This window comes from Natronosalvus caseinilyticus, from assembly GCF_017357105.1.
In the GTDB taxonomy this organism is placed as follows: Archaea; Halobacteriota; Halobacteria; order Halobacteriales; family Natrialbaceae; genus Natronosalvus; species Natronosalvus caseinilyticus.
In genome coordinates this window covers 2,708,888-2,735,039 of sequence record NZ_CP071596.1, presented here as the reverse complement: position 1 = coordinate 2,735,039, position 26,152 = coordinate 2,708,888, and the positions used below count along the sequence as shown (strand labels likewise).

The window sequence follows — 26,152 nt, the reverse complement described above, 5'->3', positions numbered from 1 at the left end:
GGTTCTACATCGAAATATCCACAACAGTATTCGCACATTAGACAGATGAACAGAACATGTCTCGACGGTCTCGTCCTCGGGTCACGTACGCTCTCGCTGTCGTCGGTATCCTCGCCCTGTTCGTCGCACCGTTTTACCCGGGTATCTTTGGGACATCGTCGGAGTCCTTTCTGGGCCAGCTTATTATAGCGAACCTGATCGCGTGGCCGTATTGCGTCTTTCTTGCCGTTTTTCTCGGCGTATCAGGTGGAATGTATCCCCTCCGGGTCTATCCCGGATTCGTTGGGGTGGGTTACGCCATTCTCACGCTCAACCTCGTACCGCCACACGTTGTGACGAACGACGGTGTCCCCTCCACCGGATCGATCGTGCCTGTTGCGATCATCGCGGTGTGGGGAACGATAGTGGCTGGGTTTGGCTATTTCGTTGGGTACGGGCTAGTTTATGGGGAACGCTGATTCCGGATTCGCGCTGTTGAGCGCCTTAAAACGAGGAACAGGTTTCAGGGGAACCGGAACGTCTCCAGATTCTTCGGCTGATAGGTCCTGACGTTGTAGTTCTGGTACAGTGCAGAGGAGAGTTGGTCCGTCGCCTGTTCGTCGCCGTGGACGCACAGAATCGTCTCCGGTCGTGGATTCATCTCGCCCACGTACTGTTCGAGCCCGGCTCGGTCGGCGTGGCCGGAGAAGCCGCTCACCGATTCAATCCTCAGTTCGAGTGTCAAACGATTCGCGCGGTCGGCCCGTCCAGGGAGGGTAATTTCCACGTTCCCGCCCTGAATTCTGCGCCCGAGCGTCCCCTCGGCCTGGTACCCGACGAACAGGAGGGTGTTCGCCGGATTCGGTCCGAGCAGTTCGAGCCAGGACATGATCGGTCCGCCGGTCACCATCCCCGACGTCGAGAGGATGACGCAGGGCTCACCGCTCGCGATCTCCTCGCGCATTTCCTGTCCGCCGTCGACTTGCCGGAACTGGTCCGCGACGAACGGGTTCTCGTCTTCGTGTAAAATGCGCCGTTGCAGCCCATCTCTGAGGTACTCGGGGTACGCCGTGTGAATCGCGGTCGCCTCCCGAATCATCCCGTCCAGATAGACCGGCATCGTCGGAATCGTTCCTTCCCGCATCGCCTCCTCCAGAACCAGCATTAGTTCCTGGGACCGACCGACCGCGAACGCGGGGATGACGACGATCCCGTCCTCCTCGTACGTCTCCCTGATGATCTCGTGGACATTCGCTTCGCTCTCCTCGGTGTCCGTCTGATAGTCGCCGCGGCGACCGTACGTCGACTCCATGACCATCGCCTCCGCGCGGGGGAAGTTGTTCACGGCACCGTTGAACAGCCGCGTCGGCTCGTAGTGAACGTCGCCCGAGAAGAGGATGTTGTAGAACCCGCTTCCGATGTGAAAGTGAGCGGAGGCGCTTCCCAGAATGTGCCCTGCATTGTGCATCGTCAGTTTGACGTCCGGCGCGATGTCGGTGACGTCGCCGTACTCGACCGGAATCGTGTGCTTGATCGCCTGTCGAACCTGCTCGCTTGAGTACGGCGGCGTTCGACCCTCCTTCGAGGCCACGGTCAGATAGTCCAACTGCAACAGCCCCATCAGATCACGCGTCGGTTCAGTCGTGTAAACCGGTCCGTCGTATCCGTACTTGAACAACAGCGGAAGCAACGCACTGTGGTCGAGGTGAGCGTGGGTCAGCACCACGGCGTCGATACCCGTCAATGGCATCGCCTCGGGCGCATGAAGGTAGGGTACTTCTCCCTCGGCCCCGGGTTTGTCGCCACAATCGATGAGAATTCTCGTGTTAGGTGTGTGGAGCACGAAACTCGCGCGACCGACTTCGCGACAACAACCCAGCGTCGTGATCCGCACCCACTCGAGGTCCTTCTCGGGCTCTCCGTGGATCTTCTCGCCGACTTTCGCGAGGAACTCGCGTCGTTCCCCGCGTTCCTGGGTCAGGAAGTTCCTGACGTTGGCGACGGTCGAGGACTCCATCGGTGGCGTTCGAACCACTTCCAGGTTCCAGCCGATTTCCCGGGTTATCTCCCGAAGCGTACTCCCTCGCTGTCCGATAACGAGCCCTGGCTTCTCGGCTTCGACGATCACCTCCCCGATCGTCGGATAGAACTCGAGATCCTGAATCTGGGCCTCGTCGGGAGCAATGTCGCGGATCTTCTTCTCCGCTTCCGACGGGCTCGACTGGGCGCCTGGTGCTGGCCGTATCGTCACCCGTTTTCGGAGTGTCCGTGCGAGGTTCCCGATGAGATCGCTGTTTTCAGCGAACTTGCGGGGGGTCTCGGTGTAGATGACGAGGTCTGGGCCCTCGTACTGGACTTCGGTGACGTCCAGATGTGAGGGCACTTGCGTGACAATGCGTTCGTGTAAGTCTGAGTGGGTCGTATCGTCGCTCATAGGGGAGAGGATCGCTGTCTCGTCGCAATGTGACCGAGATCCACTGGTGTGGTCTACGGCAGCGGCGTACTCGGTATCGACGGGCCAACTGGCCGAAATTGCCAGGAAGAATCGGTCAATCGAGTACCGAGCGCCCGGTCAACGCCGTCGAGAGACGCGATGAACTGCTACTATTGTCTTCGTAACGAGTGTTAAAAATCTTGCTACTGTGGCAGCATCGGACTCCGTCGACTATCGAGCTAATGACGCCTCACGGACTGTAGTTGGGCGACTGGGCTTCGATCGTCTCGGCGACGTTGTCGAGTTGCTCCCCGATGGTCGCGACCAGGTCGTCCAGTGTGACGATTCCCGTCAGCGATCCGTCCTCGTCGACGACCGGGAATCGCCGGACGTTGTGCTCGCCGATCGCTCGCGAAATTTCGATCGCCTCTTCGTCCTCCTGGATCGTGGCCGGGTCCTCTGCCATGACCTCTTCGACAGAGAGGTTCGCGACGTCGTCGTTTCGATGGATCGCGAGCGCGGCGTCGCGGTCGGTGACGATTCCGACGGGGGAGTCGTCCTCCGTGACGACGACGGCGCCGACGCCTTCGGACTCGAGTTTCTCCGTGACGTCCGCCAGCGTGCTGTCTCTGCTCTCCGTGACCACTTCGTCCGGACCGAGGTTTCCGACTGGCATGGTTCGAACGAGTGTACTATCGATTTGTGCTTCAACGTGGGGCCTTCAAGTGAAGAGTATCGTGGAGCTACACGCGATCGAGCGTAGCGGCGCGACGTGAATGACCCAAAGCGCGATACCGCGGTGTAACGTCGACAAGAATGGTGCGACGAAAACCCGCGCCTCGAGTGCGCCGCGAATGCGGTTTAATCGGATTTCGAGTGCGCCTCGAGCGCGTTCCGACGGTGGCCCAACCGCGACCCGAACATCGCTCAGGCCAGCCACTCCTCGGGCTTCGTGTCGTAGTCGACGTCGTCGGCGGTGAGGTGTTCGACGGCCTCCCAGGGGACGTCCTCCACCGTTACTTCCTCGCCGTCGTACCGGATGCGCTTGCCTACCTCTTTGGCTTCAGGCTCCCGATTTCGTCGCCTGGCTACCTCCACGTCGTGATCGTCGACTTCCTTCACGATCGTCAGCAGGTTCACGGGTCGACCCCACAGCTCGAACACGCGCTCGAGCGTGGCCTTCGCCTGTGAGATGTCGAGCATCACGCCGTTGTACCGGTGGCCCAGCAGGAGTTCGTTCGCGTTGTCGTAGTTGCCGTCGTAGACGGCGATGCTCGGCTTCCCGAAGTTGGTGAACTGCAACAGGAGTTTCTTCTTGACGTCCTCGGCGTCGACGCTCGAGACGTGGAACTGGCCGGTCGCCCGCGAGTGCTCGTAAGTGAAGTAGTCGTTCGCGGTGATGAACTCCTGGGTCAGGAAGGCGTCGAGGAAGGTGACGTCGTTGTGGCTCTCCCGGACGTCCAGCATTCGGTCCCAGCCGGCGCTGCAGTCGACGTCCGCGAGCGCCTCCTCGACCGACGCGTAGCGGGCGTCGTCGAACAGGTAGCGTCCGATCGACTCGAGGTCGTTCTGGCTGACGCGACCCAGGAAGCCGCGATTCTGGGGTTTCACGAGCGAGTAGTGGCGCCGGGCGAGTCCCTCGTGGGTCAACACCTTCCAGGGGTAGCGATCGACGTCGATCTCGTCGTTGCGGGCGGCCTCGAGGGCCTCCTGGTCGATCCAGGATTCGGGCACGTCCTCGAGCGCGTCGAGTGAGTCGCTGGTGATCGAAGCGATTGCGGCCGGCGGCTCGAGTACCTCGAGCACGTCCTCGAAGTCGACGACGTCTGCGAGGTTGCGCCAGGAGATGCCTTCTACGCGGAGCAGGTGCTCGAGCACCTCTCGACGATTGGTGGTGTTCTCGACGTACTCCCACAGGGCCATGCCCAGGCTGTAGGGGTTGAGTCCCGGCGAGGCGAGCACCTTCGCCATGTGGTCGGCGTAGTTGAGGAACTCGTCGTCGCCGGCGAAGCCCTCATCGGTCATCATCGTCGACTCCCAGTAGGCCGCCCAGCCCTCGTTCATGATCTTCGTCATCTTCTGGGCGGCGAAGTAGTACGCCTCGGTGCGCATCATGTCGAGGACGTCGCGTTGCCAGGGTTCCATCTCGCGGGCTTTCCCCGACTCCGCGTCGTACTGCTTGCCGTACTCGCGGACGAACGCGAGCACGTCGGACTGCGGTTCGCTCGGGAACTCGGCTCCCGCATCCGAATCCTCGAGCCCCGCGAGCCACTCGTCGTCGAAGACCTCGCCTCTCACCTCGTCGGAGAGCCCCAGCTGGTCGAGCTTTTCGGCGAGGTCGTCGTCGAGGCCTTCCTCGGGTCCGTCCATCTCGAGGTGACGCTCGAAGACCGCGTGCTGGTCGATCGTGTCCTCCAGGACGAGCGCGTTATCGATCCACTTTTCGACCTCGGCGCGGTCGATTTCGGGGTCGGCCATGTAGTCGGCGATGGCTCGGGCATGGCGCTCGAGCGTGGCGGCGGCGTTGACGTCGCCGTCGCCTGCCTCCCCCGTGAAAAGGCCGAACCACTCGTTGTTCGCGAAGAAGTCCGAGTGGGCCTCGACGTGGGTGATGACGGCCTTCTGGTCGGCCGTCGTGTTCGACTCCTGGAGGAAGGCGTGGGCCGGGTTGTCGTTGTTGACGATCTCGAAGGCCTTGCCGCCGCCGTACTGGCCCTGCTTCTGCTGGCGGTCGTACTGCATTCCCCACCGCCAGTGGGGATAGCGCGACTGGAAGCCCCCGTAGGCAATGAGTTCGTTCATCTCGTCGTAGTCGACGATCCAGTACTTCACCGGGTAGGGCTCGAGGCCGAGTTTCTGGGCGAGGTTGCGCGCCTCGCGGACGGGTTCCTCGAGGTCGGCGGCGATCGCCTGTTTGTGGAATCGATCGGAATTACTCATCTGAATCACCCGCTTCGGTGCTGAGGATGCGGTAAATCGCGTCGGTGACGTCCTCCTCGCTGTTGACGTACGCCACCGCGACGTCGTCGGTATCGCCGAAGTGGCGCTCGAGTTCCTCGGCGTGAGTCGCGTTGATGGCGTTGCCGCTGGGCTGGGTCTCCACGTAGGCGTGGAGGTTCGCCGGAATCGACTCCATCAGTGGGATGACGCCCTCCTCGGTGTCGTTGCTCGAGTTCTCGGAGTCGCCGGCGGCGAAGACGTAGCGGTTCCAGTCGCTCCAGGGGTACTCCTCGAGGAGTTCCTGGGCGAGTTCGTACGCGCTCGAAATGCGGGTTCCCCCACCGGAGCGGATGCCGAAGAACTCCTCGCGTTCGACCTCCCAGGCGTCGGCGTCGTGGGCGATGTAGAGGAATTCGGCGTTGTCGTACTTCCCGGTGAGGTACCAGTCGAGCGGCGTAAATGTTCGTTCGACCAGTTCCCGTTTCTTCTCGCGCATCGACCCCGAGACGTCCCGGATGTTGACGACGACGACGTTCTTCTCTTTCTCCTCGATGATCTCGGGGAAGCGATAGCGTTCGTCCTCGCGTCGGAACGGGACGTGCTTGATGCCGTCGCGTCGAATCTGCTCGTGGATCGTCTCGCGCTCGACGTTTTCTTCGACCTCCTCGATGGAGGCCCATGCGCCGCGCTCGTCGGCCACCTCGGCGTGGGCGTCCTCGATCCAGGCCATCGACACGGGCAGGTTCTCGCCGCGCGCCCACTCGAAAACTTCCCGCGGGGTGATCTCCTCGACCTTGCAAACCTCGCGGACGAACTCCTCGTCGAAGTCCATCGTCAGCTTGCGTTTGAGCCCCTCTTTGAACATGCGCTCGAAGTCGAGCGTGCTGTCCGGCCCGGAACGCGTGAGGTCCGTGTACGGCCCCTCTTTCTCCTCGATGACGCGCTTGCCCTTCGGCTCTAAGTCCAGGCCGAGTTCCTCGTCGAGTTCCTGGGCGAACTCCTCGGGGTCCATCTCGTAGTACTCGTGTTCACCGCCCTCCTCGCCGGGCTCGCCCTCCTCACCGTCGTCGCCGTCGCCGGGCTGGGGCTGCGGCTGGCCGACCGGCTGGCCAACGTCCGGAGTATCGCCGTCGCCCTGCCCGACGCCGCCCTGGTCGCGCTGATCGTACTCGAATCCCGGCAGGGAGACGATCTTGATCGGGATCTGGATGTCGTTTCGTCCGCCGCCGCTCAGATCGCCGTACTGGATGAACTCCGAGAGGTCTTCGCGGCGCTCTTCGCCCACTTCGCGGAATCGGTCGAGGTCGTCTCTCAGTCCCATCGGTAACTCACCTGTCCCATGACGTGTCTGCTGGTCAACTCGGCCGAGGCCGGGGAGTACTCGAAGTCTGCAACCAGGCGCTCGAACGTTGCCTCCTTGACGGCCTCAGTCTCGGTGCCACTCGGAGGATTGTCCCACTGGTGGGGGTCGAGGTCCTCGAAGGTCCGCCTGACGTCGTCCCAGTCGTGACTCTCGAGGACGGACCTGATGACGGGGATCGACGTCAGGTCGACGTCCGACACGGAGAAGTCCTCGTTGCGCTGTTCCCACGCGTGACGGTTGAGCGCCGTGATGACTTTCTCGCGTCGGAACTCCCTGACGACCTCCCGCGGCAGGTTCGACTCGTAGGCCTCCTCGGAGAACCGGCCAAGGTGTTCGACCTCGAAGAGCTTCATCTTCAGCGGGTCGGGGTCGATCTCCTCGCCCCGGTCGTTGTAGAGTGCCTCGTCGGTCTCCCAGGCGTAGACGTGCTCGACGTACTCGGCGACGGTCGCCTCGTCGACGCGCTGGTCGTGCATGATAGCCTCGATGACGTCCGACTCCTGCTGGTCGTAGACGTAGTTCTTCACGGGGACGACTCGGTTCTCGAACTCCGAGCGTTCGCCCGTCGAGAACACCGGGGCATCGGCCAGTCCCTCGGCCATCGCGTTCAGGACGTCGCGCGGCATGACCACGTCGGCAACCGGGAGGTCGGGGTGGTGACGGTCCGCCTCGTGCTGGATGAGTTCGGCCAGCGTATCGCGGGTGTACGTCACCGGAATGCCGTGCTCCCCGTCGTGGCTCTGGTCGTCGAACTCGAACTCGTCTTTGTCCCGACGGGTGTCGCCCTCCTGCAGGTACCCCCGGTCGTAGAGCAGCGCCTTGTCGATCAGGTCGAGTCCAGAGGGCGTTCCGTCCTCGTCGAGGCGCGTGACGACTGCGTAGAGAGCCGCCGCCTCGAGTGCGTGCGGGGCGAGCTCGCGTTCGCGCAACGATCCGTCGCTCTCCTTGACCGTGATGGTGATCGGTTCCCTGATCTTTGCGGCCACGTCGTCGTAGTCCTCGGCCTCCCAGATGGTCGTCTCGCCGGTGAGTTCCCGGCGGATCAACTCGGTCTCGAGGCTCAGGTTCGTCAGGTAGCCGAACTCGTGTTTGTCGAGACGGCGCTTGAGCGCCTTCAGCGGGTCCATTCCGTTCCGGTCGGCGTGCTGGTTCAGCTGGGCCTCGAGGTCCGGGTTGGAGATGATGAGCATCTGGGTGTCGACGTCCATCGCGATGCCCTTGTCGAGTTTCACGGATCGCTCGTCGGGTACGTTGAGCAGCTTCTGGAGCAAGTCGGCGTGCTGGGCGGCGTCCTCGACCACCGTCAGGACGCCGTTGCCCTGCGAGAGGACGCCGTCGTAGCTGAACGCCTGCGGGTTCTTCCGGCCGCGGGAGTCGAGTTCCTGGAGCATCCCGTGCATCCACGACCCCACCAGCCGCTCCTTCGGACGACCGTCGTCCTCCGCGTGGAGGACGCCGATTCCCGAGCCGACGTCCACGACGTAGTTCTTCACCCGGAGGTGACTCTCGTCGGTGATCGCCGAGAACAGCCCCTCGGTGCCGCGGCGGCGGTACTGCTCCTCGAGGTAGTCGTAGGCCTCCCTGGAGAACGGGTCGAGCCGGGTGTCGACCGAGATCGGGACGTGGTCGTCCAGTTGCGCGTTCAGTTTCTCGAGCAGTTCCTCCCGGACCGGCTCGGGAAAGACGGCCAGCGGGTGGACCTGGACCGGGCTCTCGTACCAGTTCTCGTCGTCAGACGGCGCGGGATTGCCGCCGTAGCTCAGCCCCCGCTCGTCCGGGTCGGTCGCGTCGACGTTCCACTCGAGGGTGTACCGACGACCCTCGGGCGTCTTCGAGTACGTGCGCAGGCCGTTGACCAGGCAGCGCTTGAGTTCGGACTTCCCGGTCGCCGTCGGCCCCTCGAACCAGATGATCTTCTCGTCTTTCGCCCGGCCCGCAGCGATCGACTGCAGGTCGTCGACGAACTCGTTGAGCACCTCAGTGTTGCCGAGGATCGCGTGCTCACCGTCGTTTCCGGGATCGTCGAAGAAGCGGTAGCGCCGCTTCTCTTCTCCCTCTTCGATCACTTCCCGGGTTCCGCTGGCCTCGATCGCCTCGAGCAGGTACTTCGAGGCGTGGGAAGCCGTCGACGGCGTCTCGAATATCCGGTCGACGTACGCCGCGAGGCTCATCGGCTCCTCGTAGGTCTCCTCGAGCGTACGGTCGGCCGCGTCGACGTAGTCGGTGCCGCGCATGTTAGTCCTCGATTTCGGCCTTGGCGACCTCCGCGCCGGCGAACTCGAGCACCTCCTTCGCGCCGGCTTCGGAGTAGCCCTGTTCGATGAGGGCGTCGATCCAGGCGCTACGCTCGTCGTCGTCGAACTCGTTGGCGCTCACCAGCGCGGAGAAGTTGATGTTGTGCTTCTTGTCCTCCCAGAGCTTGCGCTCGAGGGCGCGGCGCAGACGCTCGTTGTCCTGCGGGTTGAACGTGTCACCCTCGCGGGCGCGCCGGGAGACCCAGTTCGACACTTCCTGGCGGAAGTCGTTCTTGCGGTCCTCGGGCACGTTGAGTTTCTCCTCGACCGAGCGCAGGAACGTCTCGTCGGGTTCCTGCTCGCGACCCGTCAGGGAGTCCTCGATGGTGTCGTCGTCGATGTAGGCCATGACGTGGTCCATGTACTTCTCGCCCTGGCGCTGGATCTCGTCGACGTCGTAGGCCAGCGCGTGGCGGACGTCCTCGATGGCGCGCTCTCGGTACTCCTCGCGAACCATCTCGAGGTAGCGGTAGTAGCGCTCGAAGTTCTCCTCCGGGATCGAGCCGTGGTGCTCGAGGTTCTCCTCGAAGAAGTTGAACACCGTCAGCGGCGAGAGGAACCCCCGCGAACGGTGTTTCGAGTCCATGATCGCCTCGGCGATCTCGTCGCCGATGAACCGGGGTGAGACGCCGACCATTCCCTCGCCGATCTCGGCTTTGCGGGCGGCTTCCTCGCGGAGTTTTTTGACGTCTAAGTCGTCACCTTCGTCGATCTCGCCGTTGTAGGCCTTCGCCTTCGAGAGCAGGTCGACCGTCTCGGTGTCGGGTTCCTCGATCCGGGTGAGGACGCCGAACAGGCCCGCCATCTCGAGGGTATGGGGCTCGACGTTGATGTCGGGCACGTCGGCGTTAGCGAGCATCTTGTCGTAGATCTGGGACTCCTGTTCGTAGGAGAGGACGTACGGGAAGTCGATCCGTTTGGTCCGGTCGTTGAACGCCTCCATCTTCTCGTCGCCCTTCTTGTCCTTGTACTCGGGCATGTTCGTCCGGCCGACGATCACCTGGTCGATGTCGATCCGGGGGTTGTTCTTCGGCTTGATCGTCATCTCCTGGGTGGCGTGGAGGAAGTCGTAGAGGAACTCCCGCTGGAGTTTCAGTAACTCCTCGCCGGAGAAGATGCCGCGGTTCGCGTTACAGAACGCCCCCGAGTAGTCGAACGCGCGCGGGTCGGACTCGCCGTAGATGGCGATCTTCGAGTAGTTGACGTCGCCGGTCAACTCGGTCTCGTCCTGGTTCTTCTTGTCTTTGGGCTCGAACGTCTCGAGGCACTGGCGTTTGTTCTCGTCGGCGACGAGGCGAACGATGTCGACGTGGTTCGCGAGCACTTGCTGGAGGTCGTCGTCGTAGTGAGCGAGTAGTTTGTCCATGTAGAACTCGCTCTCGGGATCGAGGCTCTGCTCGTTGCGGATCGTGTACGGCGCGTCGAGTCGCTCGTTGAGGTCGTCGATCACCGTCTGGCGCTGTTCGAGCGGCAGGAGGACGAGAGGATCCTGGTTCATCGGCGAGCGGACCGTGTCGTCGGTCGGGTCCTGGTCGCGGATCACGTCGCCGAGGTTGGTCCAGCGGAAGGTGTACATCCGACCCTCCTCGCGGAGCGTGTAGTCCTCGAAGTACTTGCGCACCTGCTTGTCGAAGTGCGATTTCCCGGAGCCCACCGGGCCGAGCAGGAGTTTGATCCGTCGTTCCGGACCCAGTCGCCGGGCGCCGGATTTGACCTTGTTGACGAACTCGTGGATCGACTGGTGGATAACGGTCCCGTAGAACGTGTTCTCGCCGTCACCCAGCGGGTCTTCGCTCGCGAGGCGGTATTCGACGACGCCCTCTGTCTCGTCGTAGGACGTTCCGTAGAAGTCGAACATGTCCGCGACGCGCTGGTGGGCGTTTCGCGTAATCTTCGGGTCCTCGTAGCACGCCTCGAGGTACCAGTCGAAGGATCGCGTCTCCCGGAGGTCTTCGGGGACGGATGCTTTGTAATCGCTGCTCAGCGTCTCGAGGGTTTCGATGTCACTAGTCATGGATTGTGTTGGGCTGGGAACCACGGGCGGGTCCGTCTGCACCGATTCGGTTCACGTTTCGTTCGGTCCGACCGGGCGATCGAGATCGGCGGCCGGCACTCGGGTTCGGACTCGGTCGTCGGTCGACGCCCGGGTGACGACAACGCCTCGATCCGTCGAGACTCGCCGCTCTCGGTAGCGGTTGGGTGGGCGAAGTCGCGTGGGCGGCGTTCGCAGGGATTGTCATGTGTGAACCTTCACCACTTCGCCGACGCGGCGACTCGTTCATCGCCTGTGTCGACAGTGCACCGTGTGAAGTGAATCGATCCGTCGGTCGGATATCGATAGTGTTTAATGAGTGTGTATTCGAGACACTTAAGCATAGCCCCAAAAGATATTTACCAGAACCTTTTTCCGGCAATCCTGTTCACGAACAATTGTATGTTGACAATGAACATGGTCGAATAGTGTCCCGACGTATATAAGTGAAGAGGCGCCAGTGAGCCGATTTTGCTCGCGCGCACGCTCCGATATCGCGCTCTCGAGACCGTGTTCGAGTACCGGCCGGTGTCAGTACCGCTTTAGGGCTCGTGTGCGTACACCGAGACAATGAGCGACTTCGCGGACCTCCCCGAGGGCTGGGTCGTCTGGAGCGACCAGGACGACGGTCGAGTCGTCCTCGCCTATCGACCCGACGTGTTCGACGCAGACGAGTACCCGGCCGCGTGTCTCCCGACGCTGTATCTCACTCACGGCCGCCGGTCGCGCCGTCCGGGCGTCAACCCGGGCGACCAGAACGCGAAACGTGACTGGCACGTCACCCTCTACCTCGAGCCGGAGGTCCACCTCCGAGAGACCAACCGATTCCCGACCAGGGAGGAGGCCGTCGAGTGTACGCTCGACCTGGCCGAGCGCTTCGTTGCGGGCCAGATTGACTTCCGCGAGATTTACCAGGTGCCACGCGAGCGGTACCTCGACGCGCTCGAGGAGTTGACCGACGGTGGCGGTGGCGGCGACGGCGACTGACCGGCCGCCAGCACGACCTATGTAAGTCGCGTCACGTACTCTGGCTCGACACGCTACTCGCTTCGGTGCAATACCCCACCGCCCAGTCCCTCCCACTCCACGCGATACCCCAGCCGTGAGAGGGCCGCACTCGTCTCCGAGAGTCCGACCTCCTCGAGAACCTCCTCTGCGTCGGCCAGCGAGAGCCCGGCCTCGAGGTCCTCTCCCAGCCCCGTGAGCACGCCGGGACGAACGAGCGACCGCCCGACGCGCTCGTGATCGGGATACGCCACCGCCTCGAGGGCGTCCTCCCCGACGCCGTGGCGCGCAGCGAGGTCGGCCAGCGCGATCACGTCCTCCTCGGGGACCAGTTCGTCCGGAAGGCTCGCCGCACTGGCCTCGATCAGGTCCGTCTCGTACTCGCGGAGCACGTCGGCGACGTCTTTCAACCGAACCGATCCGCGGAACGGAATCGCCCGGTGGTCCCTCGCCTCGATGGCCTCGCCGGCCCCGAGTGACTCGTCGACGGCCACGATCATGTCCACGTCCTCGAGTCCCTCGAGCTGGCCGAGTTTCTTCTCGACGTACTCGGGCGTCCAGAAGCCCATGATCTCGAAGTAGACCCGGAAGTCGTCGTGGCGGTAGTCGAACGCGAAGTCGGGGATCATCGCCCGCGTCCCCGTCGAGAGGGGTTCGGGTTCGCGAACCAGATCCCACTCGAGGTCCAGGTTCGTGAATCGGGCGGCGAAGTCGACCTCGACGCCGCTGTCGAAGGACACCTCGGCAACCGGGTCGGCGTCGGGCACCCGAACGGGGTCGGCGTCCGACAGCGTGAGCGTCCGCTCGGTTCCCCGGTCGTCGATCGTCGCCTCGAGCGACCACTCCTCGGCCTTCGCGACGGTACGCAGGAGGCGAGCGAACCGGGTCCCGTACCGTCTGGTGGCTCGAAAGAGTGCGGTAGGCCCGGTGACGATCACGACCCGGTTTCCGGTATCGGGGGCTTCGATCTCGTACATCAGGCGAAGTCGCTTGACCGCCGAGATCAGCGCCTTCGGATCGGACGACCGGACGCGGACCTCGGTCGCGTCGAACAGCGCCGTCTGGGCCAGCGAAAGGTTGTACTGGGCGACGAGGTCGTCCGGATCCCACGGGACATCCAGATCGGCGAGCACCTGGCGTTCCTCGAGGTCGGCGAACAGGCCAGCCTCGAGGTCGTCCGCCGACACCTCGCGTCCCTCCGCGGCGCCCACGAGCGCCATCGCCCGTTCGTCCTCGGTGACGACGCCGACGGCTTCGGCCGCCTCGAACACCGCTGGCCGAAGCTGTTCGGGCTCGAAGGGTGCGTCCGTCTCGAAGGTGGCCTCGCGCTCGCACAGGGCGGCGAATCCCCGAACGAGTTTGAAGTCGGGTGCGTCGGCCTCGAGGTCGGCCAGTGCGTCCTCGAGCGTTCCCCGCTGCTCCCCGACGTGACCCTGGAACGTCCCGATGACGCGGGCGGCCAGGGGTCGGTGCTCGCGGTCGGCGAACTGGAGGTGATAGCCACCGCCGGCCCGGGAGACGCGGAGCAGTTCCTTGCGCAGCATTCACTCGAGGTGGGTGGGCAGGGGGCAAAAATCGTCCGTTCGACGCCACGGAGGCGGAAACGACAGATCGGGGTGAATCGATTGCATCTATTACTATAAAATCTATATCCATAACCTGATGCCGCGTTTCGCATGTCGGAAACGATTGAGACTAGCCGTCCCAACGACTCGCTCCCGACGGATACCCAAAACGTTTCCTCCGTTCGTGACGTTCGTCTCGAGCACATGAATCGCCGAGTTTGTCGTCGCGCTCCGCAACGCGGACCCGCCGGCCGAGTCGCCTCGCGGTCGATCACTCCCGTCACGTCAACGACCGACGCTCGAGTCGAGGAGGCCCGGTGACGATGCGACCGACACAAATCGACGCCGCGGTGGACATCGCCTACGGCGTGTTGATCTTTCTGGCAATCGCCCTCATCGCGACGCTCGAGAACTCGCGAATCGGAATCGCGTTCGGGATCGGGGTCTTCGTGGCCTACGTCGTGCACGTCGTCTGGAAGATGGCCCGGTTCGACCCCGAGTGGATGACCGAGGTCGTCGAGGAGACGGTCGAACAGACTGTGGGTGAGACAGTCGAACAGACGGTGGGCGAGACGGTAGAGGAGACGGTCGGTCAGCAAGTCGGCCAACAAGTCGAAGCGTCGCTCGAGGAGACCGTCGAGAAAACGGTCACTCCGCAGGTCGAACGGACGGTCGAGCAGACCGTCGAGGCACAGGTCGGCCAGCAGGTCGAAAAGAGCGTCGGAGCGGCCGTCGAGGAATCCGTCGGCAAGCAGGTGAGCGAGGTGCAGGCCCAGGTCGAGTCGGTCGAAGAGCGCGTCGACCGGCGACCACGCGAGGACCAGGTCGAGGAGCTAATCGAGGAGTCGGTCGACAAGGCGAACGACGAACGGAACGACGAGGAGCGGTAGGCGCCTCGAGTTCGCAGAACGAGTGCGTTGGATCTACCCCTCCTCCCTGTAATATACCACCACTTCGGGACGCTGGGGCTCGACGAGCGACCCCGTCGGAAGGCGTATCGCTGATTCGGTGTGAATGCTCTCTCGAGATTGCAGCGCTTCGGCGACCTGTGGCGGGTCGGTGCCGACCGGATAGCCGACCGTGACGACGACGCGTTCCGGTTGACGAGGTGGGACCGGATCGGTGTATTCGATCGTCACGTCGATGAGCGTGAGGTCGGCATATTCGGGCGAATCGAGCACGGCGGCCACGTCGCTGGTGACGTCCTCTTCGTACATCCCGGTTCGGTAGGTATCGTAGGTTACCCCGCCGAGAATCACCGAAAGCGCGACGATCGTGACGACGAGTACGACGGCGCGTTTTTTGGTGGAAACGCGCGCTTCGTCCTGCTGAAACCAGTTCTCCGGCCGATAGCCCTTGTACCAGAGAACGGCGAGACTGGTGATATTGATCACCAGAATGTTGACCAGAACGAGGACGCCCGCGGCAAGTGCGACGTTCGGGAGGCCCCACGCGATACCGATGCCGACGACGCCCAGTGGCGGAACGAGTGCCGCTGCGATCATGACGCCGACGAGAGCGGCGGACGTGCCCGCAGTGAGCGTCCACGCTCCCGCTACCCCGGCGCCGACCGCGATGACGAGTGAGAGTATATCGGGGCTTAGCCGGCCCTGGATCTCCGAAATTTCGAAGATTTCGATCATCGGTGAGACGAGTCCGGTCGTCCGGGCGACGAACGCGAAGGCGGCGGCCGTGACGACGCCGATACCGAGCCCGATCGCCTGGAGCTTGATCCCGCGACGAAACAGCGCGCGATCGTTGATGACCGTGCCGACGCTCGCACCGAGGGCCGGTCCGATCAACGGCGCAATCACCATCGATCCGACCACGACCGCCGGTGAATCGAGTAACAGGCCGGCGGTCGCGACGACCACACTCATAACCGTCATAACGAGATACGTGCTAAACCGGGGAGTAAGGTCCTTCGCCTGGGCCTGGAGCTCCTCACGGGAGATGCGCGCGGTGTTCTGCGCGTACCGCTCTTCGAGAGCGTCGTACTTCTCTGAGACGACGGTTTCTGCCTCGAGGATCACTGTGTACGAATCCTCGTCGATCCCGACGTCTCGAAGTTCGTCGAGGACAGATTCGACTGCGGGAGCCGGCAACGGGAACGTAATGACGACCGAGGGCTCATCACGACTCCCCTCCTCAACGAGGGTGAACGCGATATCTTCGTCCTTGAGCGTCTCCTCGACGGCTTCACGCTTTTGCTTCGGGATCAAAAGCTCCACGAGTCGCATGGTGTCACGACCACAATGCCGTGGATAAACGTTTGTCCCGACTCTAAGTCGCGTCGACGAAAAGGTTCTGGAGTGACTGGACTCTGCTCACCCACGTCCCGATTGAATCACCCCTCTATTGGTCGTCTCTCAAGTCCCGAACTCACCGAGTCACCGGACGACCGTCACGGGAACTGGCGACCGCCGGAAAACCGTCTCGGCGACGTTTCCGACGATGACCCGGTCCACGAGCGAGCCGCCGTGGCTCCCGAGGACGACGACGTCGTAGTCTTCGGCCTGGTTCACGATCGCCCGCGCGGGATGGCCGAGTTGCACTGTCGTCGTGATCTCCCGCTCGTGATCCGCCGCGATGGTTTCTGCGCGCTCGAGTACTGGTTCTGCACTCGCATCGGCGGCCGCCTCGAGGTCGTCGGCAAGTGCGAGTCCGGCCGCTTCGCCCCACATCGGCGACGGTTCGCCGACGACGTGGAGTACCGTCACCTCCGCGTCGGGGTACACCTCGAGGGCGTGCTCGAGGGCGTGTTCGGCCATCTCGGAGTCGTCGACCGGGACGAGAATGCGCGAAATCATGCCGGAATTTACGGTGGGAACCCGGATAAAGGGCACCGCGCCTATTCAGTCGACGCCGCGCTGTCGTTCGAGGAAGCCGAATGGTACAAGGTACTAATCGCGGGTGAAGGTGATCAGGTGCTGATCGGGACCACCACGAAGAATAGATAGGAGAGAATCGTCGCGAGCGACGGGCCGATGATCCACATCGAGACGTACTTCATGATCGCTCGCGGGTTGAACAGATCGCCCGCGTTCAGCACCTCCGGCGGCTCTCGCTCTCCGATTTTCGTCACCGGCGTCTCCGGTTCTGCGGTCAACGCACCCATCTCGATTTCGACGTCGGTGTTGCCACGAACGACGTCTCGAGCGGCGATCGGACGCGTTGCCCGTCCCCAGCCGAGGCCAACGATGGTCATCACCGATCCCATGACGAGGCTGATCGGGATGCCCATGTACGAGAGCGTCGTCGTGATCGTCGAGGCCGTGAGCATCACGATCAGGGCCGCCAACAGCGGTATGTCGCTGAGTTCGCTCCCCACGGACTCCATCGTCCGTCTCGCAATGGTGAAGCCGCCGATTCCAATCGCGACCGTAGCGATGATGATCGCGGTGTCGTCCGGAAGGGCGTTGCTGCTGACCAGCGGGGCGACGGCGTTGGGGACGTTGCTGGCGCCGGCGCTGAACGCCATATAACAGCCGACGACGAAGACGACGACCGTCCCGGCCAGTTCTTGTCGAGTCGTGTTCGGCCCGAGACCGGGTTTGGGGAAATCGCCGCTTCGGTCGAGGGCGAGCAACGGCCCCGGCGTCTTCCGGATCGCGTACCGCCGATTGAGCTCCGGGTAGACGTAGCGGCCGAGCACTGCCCCAACCCAGAGGCCGACGACCGGGGTGACGATCCACCAGGTCACGATTTCGCCGATCGTCACGAAATTGAGCGTGTCCGTCGCCAACCCGAGGCCGGCGATGGCCCCGACGGTGGTCATCGAGGTGGGGACGGGTACGCCGAAGACGTTCGCCACGAGGATGCCGAAGCCGATGAAGAAGAGCACGGCGACGCCGGCCTCGAGGCTGATTTCGGTCGTGATGATTCCTTCGCTGAGCGTGTCCATCACGTTTCGGCCGACCGTCCACCCGCCCAGGAAGACGAAGAACGTCATCAACGCCGCGGCGGTCGTTTTCTTGAGCAGTCCAGCACCGACGGCGGGCCCCCAGGCGATCCCCGTCGACGACCCGCCGATGTTGAACCCGACGAACAACGAGGCGACGACGCCGACGACTAACACGGCAGAGAGCATCACGGGACTGTACCGGGATCAGACTGAAATAGATTGTGAGACGGGAATTCGAGAGCGGGGTTCGAGGCCGCGATATTTAGACGAACGGCGAGACTCGATTGAATAATGAGTGAGGTTGACAATGAGCGAGATGAACGATGAGCGAGGCGAACGATGAGCGAGGCGAACGGTGAACCGCGGAAGAATGGTATCGCGACTCGTCACTCCCCCTCGTCGGTCCGTTCTCGACCGTTCCTCGGATCCGCACCGCTCGAGTCCCCGTCGTGGTCCTCGATATCGTCGCCGTCTTGGTCGCGTTCGTCGTTGAGACTCGAGTCGCTCGAGTTCCTCGAGTTGGTCACGTCATTCGGGTCGCTCGGGTCGTCGACGACGATCGTGACGGGGTCGGTCACCGCCTCGTCGTTCGCCTCCTCACGGTCGAGGAGTCTGTCGAGGGTGAAGATTGTGTTGAGTTCACGCTGGACCTGATCGAGTACGCCGCCGACCAGCTCGCTCGGCTGGATCGCCGTGTACTCGTAGGGATTGTTGCCGGCGCCGCCACTCGCCCGTTTCTGCCGGCTGACGCGGTCCTCGTCGTGCAACTCCGCCAGCGCCTCGCGAACCGTACTCGGGTACAGTCCCGTGCCTCGAGACACTTCCTCCGACGTGCTCCCGGGGTTGGCCAGCAAGTGGATGTAGATCTTCGCTCGCGTCTCGGTGTCGAGAATCCACGAGAGGAGGTCGACGATCCGCTGGTCGACCTCGTCGGCGGCCTTCGTTCGATCGGTGACGCCCGCTTCGCTCCGTTGTGTGTCGTCAGGTGACGCCGCCGAATCTCGTGGCGACGCGTCGTCCGCCCCGCTCTCGCCCGCCTCGAGATGGGCGTCGGGGTCGTCGGATACCCGACGCTCATCGGTATTGTCGGAAGTCATGTGTCCTCTCGACTAGGACAACGGTCACGGCGGTGTTAAACGTTTGTGGGGTCTTGACACCGCTTCGGGCCCTCCACTCGAGGCATAGTTCTATGCTATCAAGGCGCATACTACAGGTATGTCTACGGAACCACCGTCACCAGAAGAACGAGCCAAGCGAGTGTGGTCGCTGGGCTCCTATCCCGACATCGCGCCACACTTCCTGTCGATGGCGGCTCACCTCGTCGACTCCACTGCCGTCACTGAGGGCGATACCGTCCTCGACGTCGCGTGTGGAACGGGGAACGTCGCCCTCACCGCCGCCAGACGCGGGGCAACCGTGACCGGTCTCGACCTCGTTCCGGCGATGCTCGAGGTGGCTCGAGAGAACGCGACGATTGCCGACGTCGACGTCGAGTGGCACGAGGGGACCGCAACGGACCTGCCGTTCGAAGATGGTGCGTTCGACGTGACGCTCTCCTGTGTCGGCCACGTGTTTGCAGAGCCGCCCGACGCTGCCGCACGCGAACTGCTTCGCGTCACGCGTTCGGGCGGGGCCGTCGGGTTTACCTCGTGGACGCCCTCGAGCGTCGTCCCCGCGATGGGCGCCGTGGTTCGCGAGTATCTGCCTCCGAATCCGGACGCCCCGGACCCACCGTCACTGTGGGGTGATCCCACCGTCGTTCGCGACCGAATTGGCAGCGGAGTCGACGAGACTACATTCGAAACCGCCTCGGTGGTGATTCTCGCTCTCTCACCGGCGCACTACTGGGAGCACGCGACGACCGAGTCCGGACTGTTCATCGTTGCACTCGAGTCCGTCGACCAGGCGGACCGTCCTGTGCTCCGCGACGAGACCGTCGAGACGATCGGGCAGTTCTTCAACGAGCGCCGAAACTGTGTCTCGATGGAGTACTTGCTCACGAAGGCGACCGTGGCGTAACCACTCAGAACGAACGGTCTCGAATCGTTCCCGTCTCGAGGTCGAGAGTAGCGATACGACGTCCCGACATAGGTGGGCGCGATCGGGGCACGACGGCCCTCCAGAATCGATCGACTTCGACTCGTTTTCCTTCGAGTTCGCGCCCGAGTCCGGTCAGGCCTCGACCAGCAACGACTCACAGAGGGCGTCGGCGCCCTCCTCCTCGTGAATCCGTCGCTGTCGCTCGGCACCGCTCTCGCGGTCGTACACCCGCTGGATGCCGTCGATCCCGAGTCGCTCACACTCCCGGTCGACCAGTTCGCCCAGCGAGACGGTTCCCTCGAGGTCGCGGTCGATGAACGAGGCGTCGTGGCCGTGGCGAATCGCCCGCCACTTGTTCTCGTCGAGCAGTTCGCGCCGGTGGCGGCGGGCCGTGCCGGGGTCGCCGTCCTCGTAGGCCTCGGCGAGACTCGTCACGAGCGCGTGGGTGTACTCGACGAACGCCATCACCACGTCGGGGTCGGCCTGGCCGTCCGGCGTGCGAATTTCGACCGTCCCGTGGCCGGTGTGAGGGCGAACGTCGAACCAGAGTTCGCCGCGGTCCCCGATCGAGTCGGTCTCGAGCATCCGCCGTTCGTAGGCGTCGAACGCCTCGAAGTCCTCGAAGTACGTCGGCATCCCGGTGTTCGGCAATCCCTCGAAGATTTTGGCGCGGGCGGAGTGCAAGCCGGTGTCGAACCCGTCCCAGAACGGCGAGTTCGCCGACAGCGCGAGCATGATCGGGACGTACCAGCGCAGTTCGTTGGCGATCCACACCGCCTTGTCCGCGTCGTCGACGCCGACGTGAACGTGGACGCCGGCGGTCGTGTTCCGGTGTTGCGTGTACTGAATGCGATCCAGTTGCGATCGGTAGCGCGGCTTCTCTGCGTGTTCGAGTTCGCGCCAGCGCGCGAGCGGGTGGAGGCCGGCGGCGGCGATCTGAAAGCCGTGATTGTGAGCGTGCTCGAGGAGCGCTCGACGCACCTTCAGCAGGGTGTCTTCGGCCTGCGACGGCCGTTCGATCAACGGCGTCTGTGTCTCGATGACGCACTTGAAGAGTTCGTGATCGAGACGGTCCTCGAGTACGTCCGGAGGGTCGTGTTCGTACACCAGTTCGTCGCTGCCGCTCGTCGGGCGCCCGCGATCGTCGACGACGAAGTACTCCTCTTCGATCCCCAGCGTCCCCATTCGCGTGAACGATTCCGGCGACCCGCGTTCCATTGCCCCACTGTTCTTCATCCGGCAGTAAATACCGTTTGGAGTCGGCACGCTGGGGCGGTTTCGGTTTCGAGCCCGCTAACGGGCCGAATCCGCGGTCCTCACTCCGACCGCGGTCGGGCCACGACCCCAAGGTGATCGACGTGGTACGCGTCCAGGCGTCGCACCTCGAGTACCTCGTAGGACTCCTCGAGTTCTTCGCGAATCCGGTCGAACACCGCATCGGGATCCGCGGTCACGTCTTCGCTCCGAGCTTTCACCGCGAGGAGGAGCCGCCCGTCATCGGCCAAAAATTGGTGATTTCGGTTCGCGACGTCGGCCTGCCCCCTGGTAGCGACATCCTGGACGACGACGTCGACGTTCGACTCGACGACGTGGGCGTAGGTCTCGGGTTTGCGGGCGTCCTTCAACAGCGGAAAGAGCCGTGGACGGGACGCGGCAGCCTCGAGCAAATCCCGCGTCGGTCGCGGGGCGAACTCGATGGCGTAAGTCGGCCCAGAAAAGTCGGCGACGTGGCTCACCGTCGTGCCGCTGGCCGCCCCCAGGTAGAGGACGGTCTCACCACCCTCGAGGCCCGTGTCCATGCCGAGCTCGAGCATCGCGCCGAGTTTCGACCTGGACGGGTCCCAGGCCCGCCACGGGCCGTCGGTCGGCTCGCCGTAGACGGGTTCGCCGCGCGTCGAGAGCCGTTCTCGGCCGCCGATCTCGCGGCGTTCCACGCCCTCGGGAAGCGATGGCGACGCGTCACTCATCGTCGCCACCTCTGTCTCTACCCCCATCTCTACCACCGTCCCCGTCGCCCTCCGCTCGAGCCCGAATCGTCTCGAGCCGCTCGGCGAGTTCGGCCTCGAGTTCCGGGCGATAGTCCCCGGAGTAGTGGTCGATCCGTGCCGCGATAGTGAGTTTGCCGGCGAGGGCGCGAGCGGCCGAGCCGCGGTCCTCGAGGCGGGTCCCGCGGACGGCCTCGTGGGTGAAGATGATCCCGTGTTTGGGCGAGGTGGCGTGGCCCCGAAGATGTGCGAACAGGGCCTCCTCGGCGCCGAGCACCTGCACCGTCCCGGATGGTTTCTTCGCCAGCGTCTCGAGGCCGCCGGCCAGCGAGAGTAGCCGGGCGGCGAGCAGTGGCCCGGCGAGCGCCGAGAGGTTGGGGGCGACGGTCGGTGCCCGACGCTCGACGTACGCCTCGAGGGAGTCGGCCTCGTCGGCCAGGTCGGTCACACGAGCGGCCAGTGACTGGATTGGGTCGCCCACGTCCTTCCCAGGCGTCTCGTCCACGTCGTCCCCGGACCGCTCGCCCCCGGCCAGCGACCGCGCGTACTCGACGCCCGACCCGGCGTCGGGGTCGACCGTCCCCGCCCACTCGGCGAGCCGTTCGGCGAGTTCGTTCGCCGTCCGCCGACAGTCGTCGAGCGCCCTGACCGCGTGGACCAGCTGCTGGTCGTCGGCTCGTTCGCGTTCCCTGACGGCCGCCGTCGTCGCCTCGACGGTCGCCTCGTGGAGCGCGTCGTAGTACGCCGACCGATCGGCAGCGAACCCCGCTTCCACCGCCTCGGTCGGCCAGTCCGCCGGTTCAGCGGCCGTTCCGGTCCGAACCCGCGCTCGAGACGCCTCGAAATCGCCGTCGACGAACCACCCGTCGCCACTCATGCGTTCCTCTTTCGGCCGGTTCCGATTAACTCTTTCAACTCGCGGGCGCGGTCATCGTCCGTGGAGCGTTCCGTTCGTGCTCACACGTGGAGCGTTTCGTTCGTGCTCATTCCGTCGATGTTCGTTCGTACCCACGCTGCCGAGTAATTCGTCCCACTCATCTGACGGCAATCGACCGAAAACCCGGCCCCCTTCCCAACCGACCTAAACCGCACTGAATGCATTTTTCGATGAGATACTGGCGAACGCAACCCCTAAGTCACCCGGGGCTGAACGTCACGAATGTTCACATGGACGAGTACGTCGACGAGTTGACGACGCTGGGGCTCTCGAGTTACGAGGCTCGAGTGTACGTCGCCCTCGTAGAGAACGGCGTGATGACGGCCGACGACGTGGCGACCGAGGCGGACGTCCCGATCGGGCGGATCTACGACGTGCTCAACTCCCTCGCGGACCGGTCGCTCGTCAGAGCAGACGACGGCCGTCCACGGACGTACGCCCACGTCGAACCGTCGAGGGCGATCGACCGCGTCCTCGGGCGCCGTCGAAACGAACTCGAGGCGAAACGCGGCGAGTACGAACGGACGGCCTCGAGCGCCCGCCGGAACCTGACGGCGCTCGTCGAGGAGGTACAGACCGAGCAGTTCGCGACCAGCGCGTTTCACGACGTCTCCGCCCGCGACCTCCTGGTCGAGCGCTTCGGATCGGCGGCCATCGAGATCCGTATCTACGTCGACTCGGTCACGTTCCGGTCAGAGATCTGCGACGCGTTCGTCACACAGTTCGAGGCCTGTCTCGACGACGGGATCGACGTTCGACTCCTCGCGACCGAGTTCGATCCGTCGTCACCGCCGCTCACACGGTTGCTCGATTCCGGGTTACGTATTCGTCGAACGGAGACCGTTCCTAACCAGCGGTTCGTCGTCGTCGACGATCGGGAGGTCTGCGTCGAGGTCCTCGATCCGGTTTCCGCCGACGACCTCCTCGCCGTCGTCAACTTCCGGGACGACGGAATAGCTACCGACCTCGCCTCGAGTTTCGACGAGTGCTGGCGACGGACGGGACCAGGATACTGACCCGATCACACGTCAAACGAACTACCCGCAGGGCTTAGATTCCGAACGTCGCTCGCAGCATATCCCGCGTTCCCGGCCCGAGACCGACGGCGACCACCGTGATCAACAGCAAGATGGCGTACCGGGGGCTCTCCTCGAAGATTGACTCGTCGAACACCCAGATGATGAAGACGGCGGCGACGACTTTGACGAGGAGGAACGGCCACGCTGCGCCGATCACGTCGACGACCGACGCCGGGAACACCGCTTCGGTCGTGGTGACGATCCACTCGTTGACCGGGTGTTTCGGACTGTACCCGAGGCCGAACACGCTGGCCCAGTCGAGGCCGATGACGTTGGCGATGCCGTCAACGCTGTGCGCCCAGATGACGATCGCTCCCATGAATCCGGTTCCTCGGTTGAGATCCGGTGCGAACCGCGTGATCGCCCCGTAGGTGACGGCGGTGACGACGGTCGCCCCGACGAGCGTGATGAGGGGGATGAGCGGGTGAAAACTCGCCAGTTCGTGGGTCGCCGCGAAGTAGCCGAGGTAGGCCACGGTCACCGTCAGCGCGGCCGTCCCGATTCCGGCGAGAGGGTACTCGTAGCCCGAGACGTATCCGTTTCGATCGAGCCAGACCGAGAGGACGACGGCGAACAACGCGACCAGGAAGACGGTTCCGTAGATGAACGGACTGATGAGGGCGGCCACCCAGGGGAGTCCGATGGGCATCTCGCCGGTCTCGACGAGCGCCCGGACGTTGGCGTCCTCGACGACCCGCAGCGCCCCGCCAAACAGCATGAACGGGAACAACCCGTAGAAGCCCGCGCGGTAGCGATCGATCTCGAGGCGCTTGATCAGGAGGATGATCCCGACGAGCATGAGCACGAGCGTCGGGATGTACCCCGCGTAGGACTGCCAGGTGTAGCCGGGGCTGGCCTCCGGTCCGGTCGTGTTCGGCCCACACTCGGCCGGTGACCCGCCGTTCCAGGCGATACAGCCGTAGTTCTGGGCGTCGGCGGCGACCGGCCCCCAGTAGTAGTGCCAGAGGATTTCGGCGGCGACTCGGTGCGGGAATACCACCGCCGCTAGCGTGATCAACGCGACGATCGATCCCACGACCGCTAGCCAGATTCGTCCTGCGCCGTAGCGGTCGACGTACGCTTCCATACCACCACACCGGAGTGGTCGTCGCTTACCGTTTGCGGTTTTTCGCTGTGTGAGCAACCCGGACCGCCGTCACCGACGACCGCTACGATCGGATCTGCAGCGCTCGAAACGGTGCGAGAAAACGCTCGACCAGGAGCGTGAGGTGATGGCGTACCCAGACCGACGTTGGAAGGGTGTCTCGGTCGACGGTGTAGGCAGGCAGAGTCTCGAATTGTGTGGAAGGGCAACCTCGAGTACCAGAAGCGGTGCTCGAGAATTCACATCGGCAGTTCCTGGCTGTCGTAGGTCGTCCCGAGAATAACCATGGTCTGCGACCGCGAAAAGCCGTCCATCTGCGCAATCTGGTTGAACATCAACTCGCGCAGGGCGTCCGCGTCGGCGGCGTAGACCCTCATCATGACGTCCCACTCGCCGGTCGTGAGGTGGACTTCCTGGACCCCCTCGATGTCGGTCAGTCGCTCGAGGGTATCCTGTTCGCGCCCCTGTTCGACCCGCAGACCGACGAGCGCGGAGATGCCGAGACCGATCGATTTCGGCTCGACTTTCGCGTGGTAGCCCTCGATGACGCCCGCGTCCTCCAGACGATTGACCCGATCGTGCACGGTCGCGCTCGACATGTCGATCTGGCGGGCGATTTCGCTGAACGGCGTCCGGGCGTTTTCCTGCAGAATCCGGAGGATCGCCCGGTCGGTGTCGTCGAGGTCCATACTACCGATGGACGTCAGGTCGTCAAAATTCTTTGTACATCCGCAACTCGACCAATGTCGTCTCGTTTATGGGTCTCCACTCGAGACTCGTCGTATGAGCGTTATCACCGAGTTCACCGTTCCCGCGGATGCGTTCGCGCTCGAGCACACGCTCGAGACCCTCACGGACGCGACCGTCGAGGTCGAGCGCCTCGCGACCCACAGCAGGGAGTGGGTGATGCCGTTTCTGTGGGTGGCCGTGGACGAAGACGACCTCGAGACCGTGGAGACGACGCTTCGAAACGATCCCTCCGTCGACGAGTGCACCCTGCTCGATTCGGACTCGAACGTCCACTACTTCACCGTCGACTGGGACGAACCCGTCCAGCACCTGGTGGACCAGATTGTCGACCGCCACGGCGTCATGCAGGAAGCGGAAGCCGCAAACGGCACCTGGTACCTCAAACTCCAGTTCGTCGACCGGGAGGCACTCGAGGAGTTCCAGACGTTCTTTCACGAGCAGGGCTACGCGTTCGAACTCCAACGGATGTACCCTGGCTCCGCTCCGAAGGAACGAGAGTACGACCTGACGCCCGAGCAGCGGGAGGTGCTCGTGACCGCGCTTCGGATGGGGTACTTCGAGGTCCCTCGCGAGGCGCAGATCGAGGACCTGTCGGCGGCCCTCGACATCTCGACGAACGCCGTCTCCGAGCGGTTGCGCCGCGCGACGGGGAACCTGACCAGGAACGCGCTCGCCGTCTCACTCCCCGCTTTTGGAGACGTGGCGGTCGAACGGTAGCGAGTCTGCCCCTCGAGGCCGAT

22 protein-coding genes are annotated in these 26,152 nt (G+C 63.8%); 6 read left to right on the top strand and 16 right to left on the bottom strand.

Features of this window, described 5'->3' with window-relative positions; genetic code table 11:
* Window positions 1-56 precede the first annotated feature (56 nt).
* Window positions 57-458: a hypothetical protein gene (locus tag J1N60_RS13005; protein WP_312908049.1), complete on the top strand. Its 402-nt coding sequence runs from the start codon at window positions 57-59 to the stop codon at window positions 456-458.
* Window positions 459-502: 44 nt separating this feature from the next.
* Here the strand turns inward: J1N60_RS13005 and J1N60_RS13000 are convergent, their stop codons facing one another.
* The 6 genes from J1N60_RS13000 to J1N60_RS12975 all read right to left on the bottom strand — a co-directional run bounded on the left by J1N60_RS13000 (window position 503) and on the right by J1N60_RS12975 (window position 11,024).
* Entirely contained in the window at window positions 503-2,413 is a 1,911-nt protein-coding gene (locus J1N60_RS13000; protein ID WP_312908047.1) for a beta-CASP ribonuclease aCPSF1, read from the bottom strand.
* Between the two features lie 250 nt (window positions 2,414-2,663).
* On the bottom strand, window positions 2,664-3,089 hold the full coding sequence (locus J1N60_RS12995; RefSeq protein ID WP_312908045.1) for a CBS domain-containing protein: 426 nt from the start codon (window positions 3,087-3,089) through the stop codon (window positions 2,664-2,666).
* A gap of 251 nt (window positions 3,090-3,340) precedes the next feature.
* Window positions 3,341-5,353: a SpoVR family protein gene (locus tag J1N60_RS12990; protein ID WP_312908043.1), complete on the bottom strand. Its 2,013-nt coding sequence runs from the start codon at window positions 5,351-5,353 to the stop codon at window positions 3,341-3,343.
* Window positions 5,346-6,674, bottom strand: a complete 1,329-nt coding sequence (locus J1N60_RS12985; protein WP_312908041.1) for a DUF444 family protein — start codon at window positions 6,672-6,674, stop codon at window positions 5,346-5,348. The genes J1N60_RS12990 and J1N60_RS12985 overlap by 8 nt, the downstream gene beginning before the upstream one ends.
* Window positions 6,665-8,950 carry a PrkA family serine protein kinase gene (locus J1N60_RS12980; protein ID WP_312908039.1) on the bottom strand — a complete coding sequence of 762 codons (2,286 nt, stop codon included), beginning with the start codon at window positions 8,948-8,950 and terminating at the stop codon, window positions 6,665-6,667. Before J1N60_RS12980 ends, J1N60_RS12985 begins: the two co-directional genes overlap by 10 nt.
* 1 nt (window position 8,951) lies before the next feature.
* Complete coding sequence (locus J1N60_RS12975; RefSeq protein ID WP_312908037.1) at window positions 8,952-11,024, bottom strand: PrkA family serine protein kinase; 2,073 nt, start codon at window positions 11,022-11,024, stop codon at window positions 8,952-8,954.
* A gap of 588 nt (window positions 11,025-11,612) precedes the next feature.
* Here J1N60_RS12975 and J1N60_RS12970 point away from each other — a divergent pair.
* A complete protein-coding gene (locus J1N60_RS12970) occupies window positions 11,613-12,029 on the top strand; it encodes a DUF5820 family protein (protein WP_312908035.1) in 417 nt (138 codons plus the stop codon).
* Window positions 12,030-12,082: 53 nt separating this feature from the next.
* Here J1N60_RS12970 and J1N60_RS12965 read toward each other — a convergent pair whose 3' ends face one another.
* A complete protein-coding gene (locus J1N60_RS12965; RefSeq protein WP_312908033.1) occupies window positions 12,083-13,591 on the bottom strand; it encodes a DUF790 family protein in 1,509 nt (502 codons plus the stop codon).
* A 344-nt stretch (window positions 13,592-13,935) separates the two neighbouring features.
* Between J1N60_RS12965 and J1N60_RS12960 the strand changes: the two genes are divergently transcribed.
* A complete protein-coding gene (locus tag J1N60_RS12960; RefSeq protein ID WP_312908031.1) occupies window positions 13,936-14,502 on the top strand; it encodes a hypothetical protein in 567 nt (188 codons plus the stop codon).
* 33 nt (window positions 14,503-14,535) lie between these two features.
* Here J1N60_RS12960 and J1N60_RS12955 read toward each other — a convergent pair whose 3' ends face one another.
* From J1N60_RS12955 to J1N60_RS12940, 4 genes are all read right to left on the bottom strand, one after another.
* Window positions 14,536-15,852 carry a TIGR00341 family protein gene (locus tag J1N60_RS12955; protein WP_312908029.1) on the bottom strand — a complete coding sequence of 439 codons (1,317 nt, stop codon included), beginning with the start codon at window positions 15,850-15,852 and terminating at the stop codon, window positions 14,536-14,538.
* Between the two features lie 150 nt (window positions 15,853-16,002).
* Window positions 16,003-16,422: a universal stress protein gene (locus J1N60_RS12950; RefSeq protein ID WP_312908027.1), complete on the bottom strand. Its 420-nt coding sequence runs from the start codon at window positions 16,420-16,422 to the stop codon at window positions 16,003-16,005.
* A 113-nt stretch (window positions 16,423-16,535) separates the two neighbouring features.
* Window positions 16,536-17,702 (bottom strand): inorganic phosphate transporter, encoded by a 1,167-nt coding sequence (locus tag J1N60_RS12945; protein WP_312908025.1) that lies wholly within the window; start codon window positions 17,700-17,702, stop codon window positions 16,536-16,538.
* Window positions 17,703-17,902: 200 nt separating this feature from the next.
* A complete protein-coding gene (locus J1N60_RS12940; protein WP_312908023.1) occupies window positions 17,903-18,613 on the bottom strand; it encodes a helix-turn-helix domain-containing protein in 711 nt (236 codons plus the stop codon).
* Window positions 18,614-18,731: 118 nt separating this feature from the next.
* Between J1N60_RS12940 and J1N60_RS12935 the strand changes: the two genes are divergently transcribed.
* Entirely contained in the window at window positions 18,732-19,535 is an 804-nt protein-coding gene (locus tag J1N60_RS12935; RefSeq protein ID WP_312908021.1) for a class I SAM-dependent methyltransferase, read from the top strand.
* A gap of 153 nt (window positions 19,536-19,688) precedes the next feature.
* On the opposite strand, the gene J1N60_RS12930 is transcribed toward J1N60_RS12935, so the two are convergent.
* From J1N60_RS12930 to J1N60_RS12920, 3 genes are all read right to left on the bottom strand, one after another.
* The gene (locus J1N60_RS12930; protein WP_312908019.1) at window positions 19,689-20,774 is read right to left on the bottom strand and encodes a glutamate--cysteine ligase; all 1,086 of its coding nucleotides are present in this window, start codon (window positions 20,772-20,774) and stop codon (window positions 19,689-19,691) included.
* 98 nt (window positions 20,775-20,872) lie between these two features.
* Window positions 20,873-21,523, bottom strand: a complete 651-nt coding sequence (locus J1N60_RS12925; RefSeq protein WP_312908017.1) for a fibrillarin-like rRNA/tRNA 2'-O-methyltransferase — start codon at window positions 21,521-21,523, stop codon at window positions 20,873-20,875.
* The gene (locus tag J1N60_RS12920; protein ID WP_312908015.1) at window positions 21,516-22,418 is read right to left on the bottom strand and encodes an NOP5/NOP56 family protein; all 903 of its coding nucleotides are present in this window, start codon (window positions 22,416-22,418) and stop codon (window positions 21,516-21,518) included. Before J1N60_RS12920 ends, J1N60_RS12925 begins: the two co-directional genes overlap by 8 nt.
* Before the next feature lie 290 nt (window positions 22,419-22,708).
* Here J1N60_RS12920 and J1N60_RS12915 point away from each other — a divergent pair, with 290 nt between their 5' ends.
* Window positions 22,709-23,494, top strand: a complete 786-nt coding sequence (locus tag J1N60_RS12915) for a TrmB family transcriptional regulator (RefSeq protein WP_312908013.1) — start codon at window positions 22,709-22,711, stop codon at window positions 23,492-23,494.
* A 34-nt stretch (window positions 23,495-23,528) separates the two neighbouring features.
* Here J1N60_RS12915 and J1N60_RS12910 read toward each other — a convergent pair whose 3' ends face one another.
* Both J1N60_RS12910 and J1N60_RS12905 read right to left on the bottom strand, forming a co-directional pair.
* Complete coding sequence (locus J1N60_RS12910; protein ID WP_312908011.1) at window positions 23,529-24,644, bottom strand: DUF63 family protein; 1,116 nt, start codon at window positions 24,642-24,644, stop codon at window positions 23,529-23,531.
* 257 nt (window positions 24,645-24,901) lie between these two features.
* Window positions 24,902-25,351 (bottom strand): Lrp/AsnC family transcriptional regulator, encoded by a 450-nt coding sequence (locus tag J1N60_RS12905; protein WP_312908009.1) that lies wholly within the window; start codon window positions 25,349-25,351, stop codon window positions 24,902-24,904.
* Between the two features lie 94 nt (window positions 25,352-25,445).
* Here J1N60_RS12905 and J1N60_RS12900 point away from each other — a divergent pair, with 94 nt between their 5' ends.
* Window positions 25,446-26,129, top strand: coding sequence for a helix-turn-helix domain-containing protein (locus tag J1N60_RS12900; protein ID WP_312908007.1), 684 nt, complete (start codon window positions 25,446-25,448; stop codon window positions 26,127-26,129).
* The last annotated feature ends 23 nt before the right edge of the window (window positions 26,130-26,152 follow it).

Bases quoted from the DNA above. Each gene is read 5' to 3' on its own strand.
- J1N60_RS12985 (WP_312908041.1), bottom strand. From the start codon at position 6,674: ATGGGACTGAGAGACGACCTCGACCGATTCCGCGAAGTGGGCGAAGAG.
- J1N60_RS12970 (WP_312908035.1), top strand. From the start codon at position 11,613: ATGAGCGACTTCGCGGACCTCCCCGAGGGCTGGGTCGTCTGGAGCGAC.
- J1N60_RS12995 (WP_312908045.1), bottom strand. From the start codon at position 3,089: ATGCCAGTCGGAAACCTCGGTCCGGACGAAGTGGTCACGGAGAGCAGA.
- J1N60_RS12990 (WP_312908043.1), bottom strand. From the start codon at position 5,353: ATGAGTAATTCCGATCGATTCCACAAACAGGCGATCGCCGCCGACCTC.
- J1N60_RS12955 (WP_312908029.1), bottom strand. From the start codon at position 15,852: ATGCGACTCGTGGAGCTTTTGATCCCGAAGCAAAAGCGTGAAGCCGTC.
- J1N60_RS12900 (WP_312908007.1), top strand. From the start codon at position 25,446: ATGAGCGTTATCACCGAGTTCACCGTTCCCGCGGATGCGTTCGCGCTC.
- J1N60_RS13005 (WP_312908049.1), top strand. From the start codon at position 57: ATGTCTCGACGGTCTCGTCCTCGGGTCACGTACGCTCTCGCTGTCGTC.
- J1N60_RS12935 (WP_312908021.1), top strand. From the start codon at position 18,732: ATGTCTACGGAACCACCGTCACCAGAAGAACGAGCCAAGCGAGTGTGG.
- J1N60_RS12975 (WP_312908037.1), bottom strand. From the start codon at position 11,024: ATGACTAGTGACATCGAAACCCTCGAGACGCTGAGCAGCGATTACAAA.
- J1N60_RS12910 (WP_312908011.1), bottom strand. From the start codon at position 24,644: ATGGAAGCGTACGTCGACCGCTACGGCGCAGGACGAATCTGGCTAGCG.
- J1N60_RS12980 (WP_312908039.1), bottom strand. From the start codon at position 8,950: ATGCGCGGCACCGACTACGTCGACGCGGCCGACCGTACGCTCGAGGAG.
- J1N60_RS12960 (WP_312908031.1), top strand. From the start codon at position 13,936: ATGCGACCGACACAAATCGACGCCGCGGTGGACATCGCCTACGGCGTG.
- J1N60_RS12915 (WP_312908013.1), top strand. From the start codon at position 22,709: ATGGACGAGTACGTCGACGAGTTGACGACGCTGGGGCTCTCGAGTTAC.
- J1N60_RS12925 (WP_312908017.1), bottom strand. From the start codon at position 21,523: ATGAGTGACGCGTCGCCATCGCTTCCCGAGGGCGTGGAACGCCGCGAG.
- J1N60_RS12940 (WP_312908023.1), bottom strand. From the start codon at position 18,613: ATGACTTCCGACAATACCGATGAGCGTCGGGTATCCGACGACCCCGAC.
- J1N60_RS12930 (WP_312908019.1), bottom strand. From the start codon at position 20,774: ATGGAACGCGGGTCGCCGGAATCGTTCACGCGAATGGGGACGCTGGGG.
- J1N60_RS12965 (WP_312908033.1), bottom strand. From the start codon at position 13,591: ATGCTGCGCAAGGAACTGCTCCGCGTCTCCCGGGCCGGCGGTGGCTAT.
- J1N60_RS12945 (WP_312908025.1), bottom strand. From the start codon at position 17,702: ATGCTCTCTGCCGTGTTAGTCGTCGGCGTCGTCGCCTCGTTGTTCGTC.
- J1N60_RS13000 (WP_312908047.1), bottom strand. From the start codon at position 2,413: ATGAGCGACGATACGACCCACTCAGACTTACACGAACGCATTGTCACG.
- J1N60_RS12905 (WP_312908009.1), bottom strand. From the start codon at position 25,351: ATGGACCTCGACGACACCGACCGGGCGATCCTCCGGATTCTGCAGGAA.
- J1N60_RS12950 (WP_312908027.1), bottom strand. From the start codon at position 16,422: ATGATTTCGCGCATTCTCGTCCCGGTCGACGACTCCGAGATGGCCGAA.
- J1N60_RS12920 (WP_312908015.1), bottom strand. From the start codon at position 22,418: ATGAGTGGCGACGGGTGGTTCGTCGACGGCGATTTCGAGGCGTCTCGA.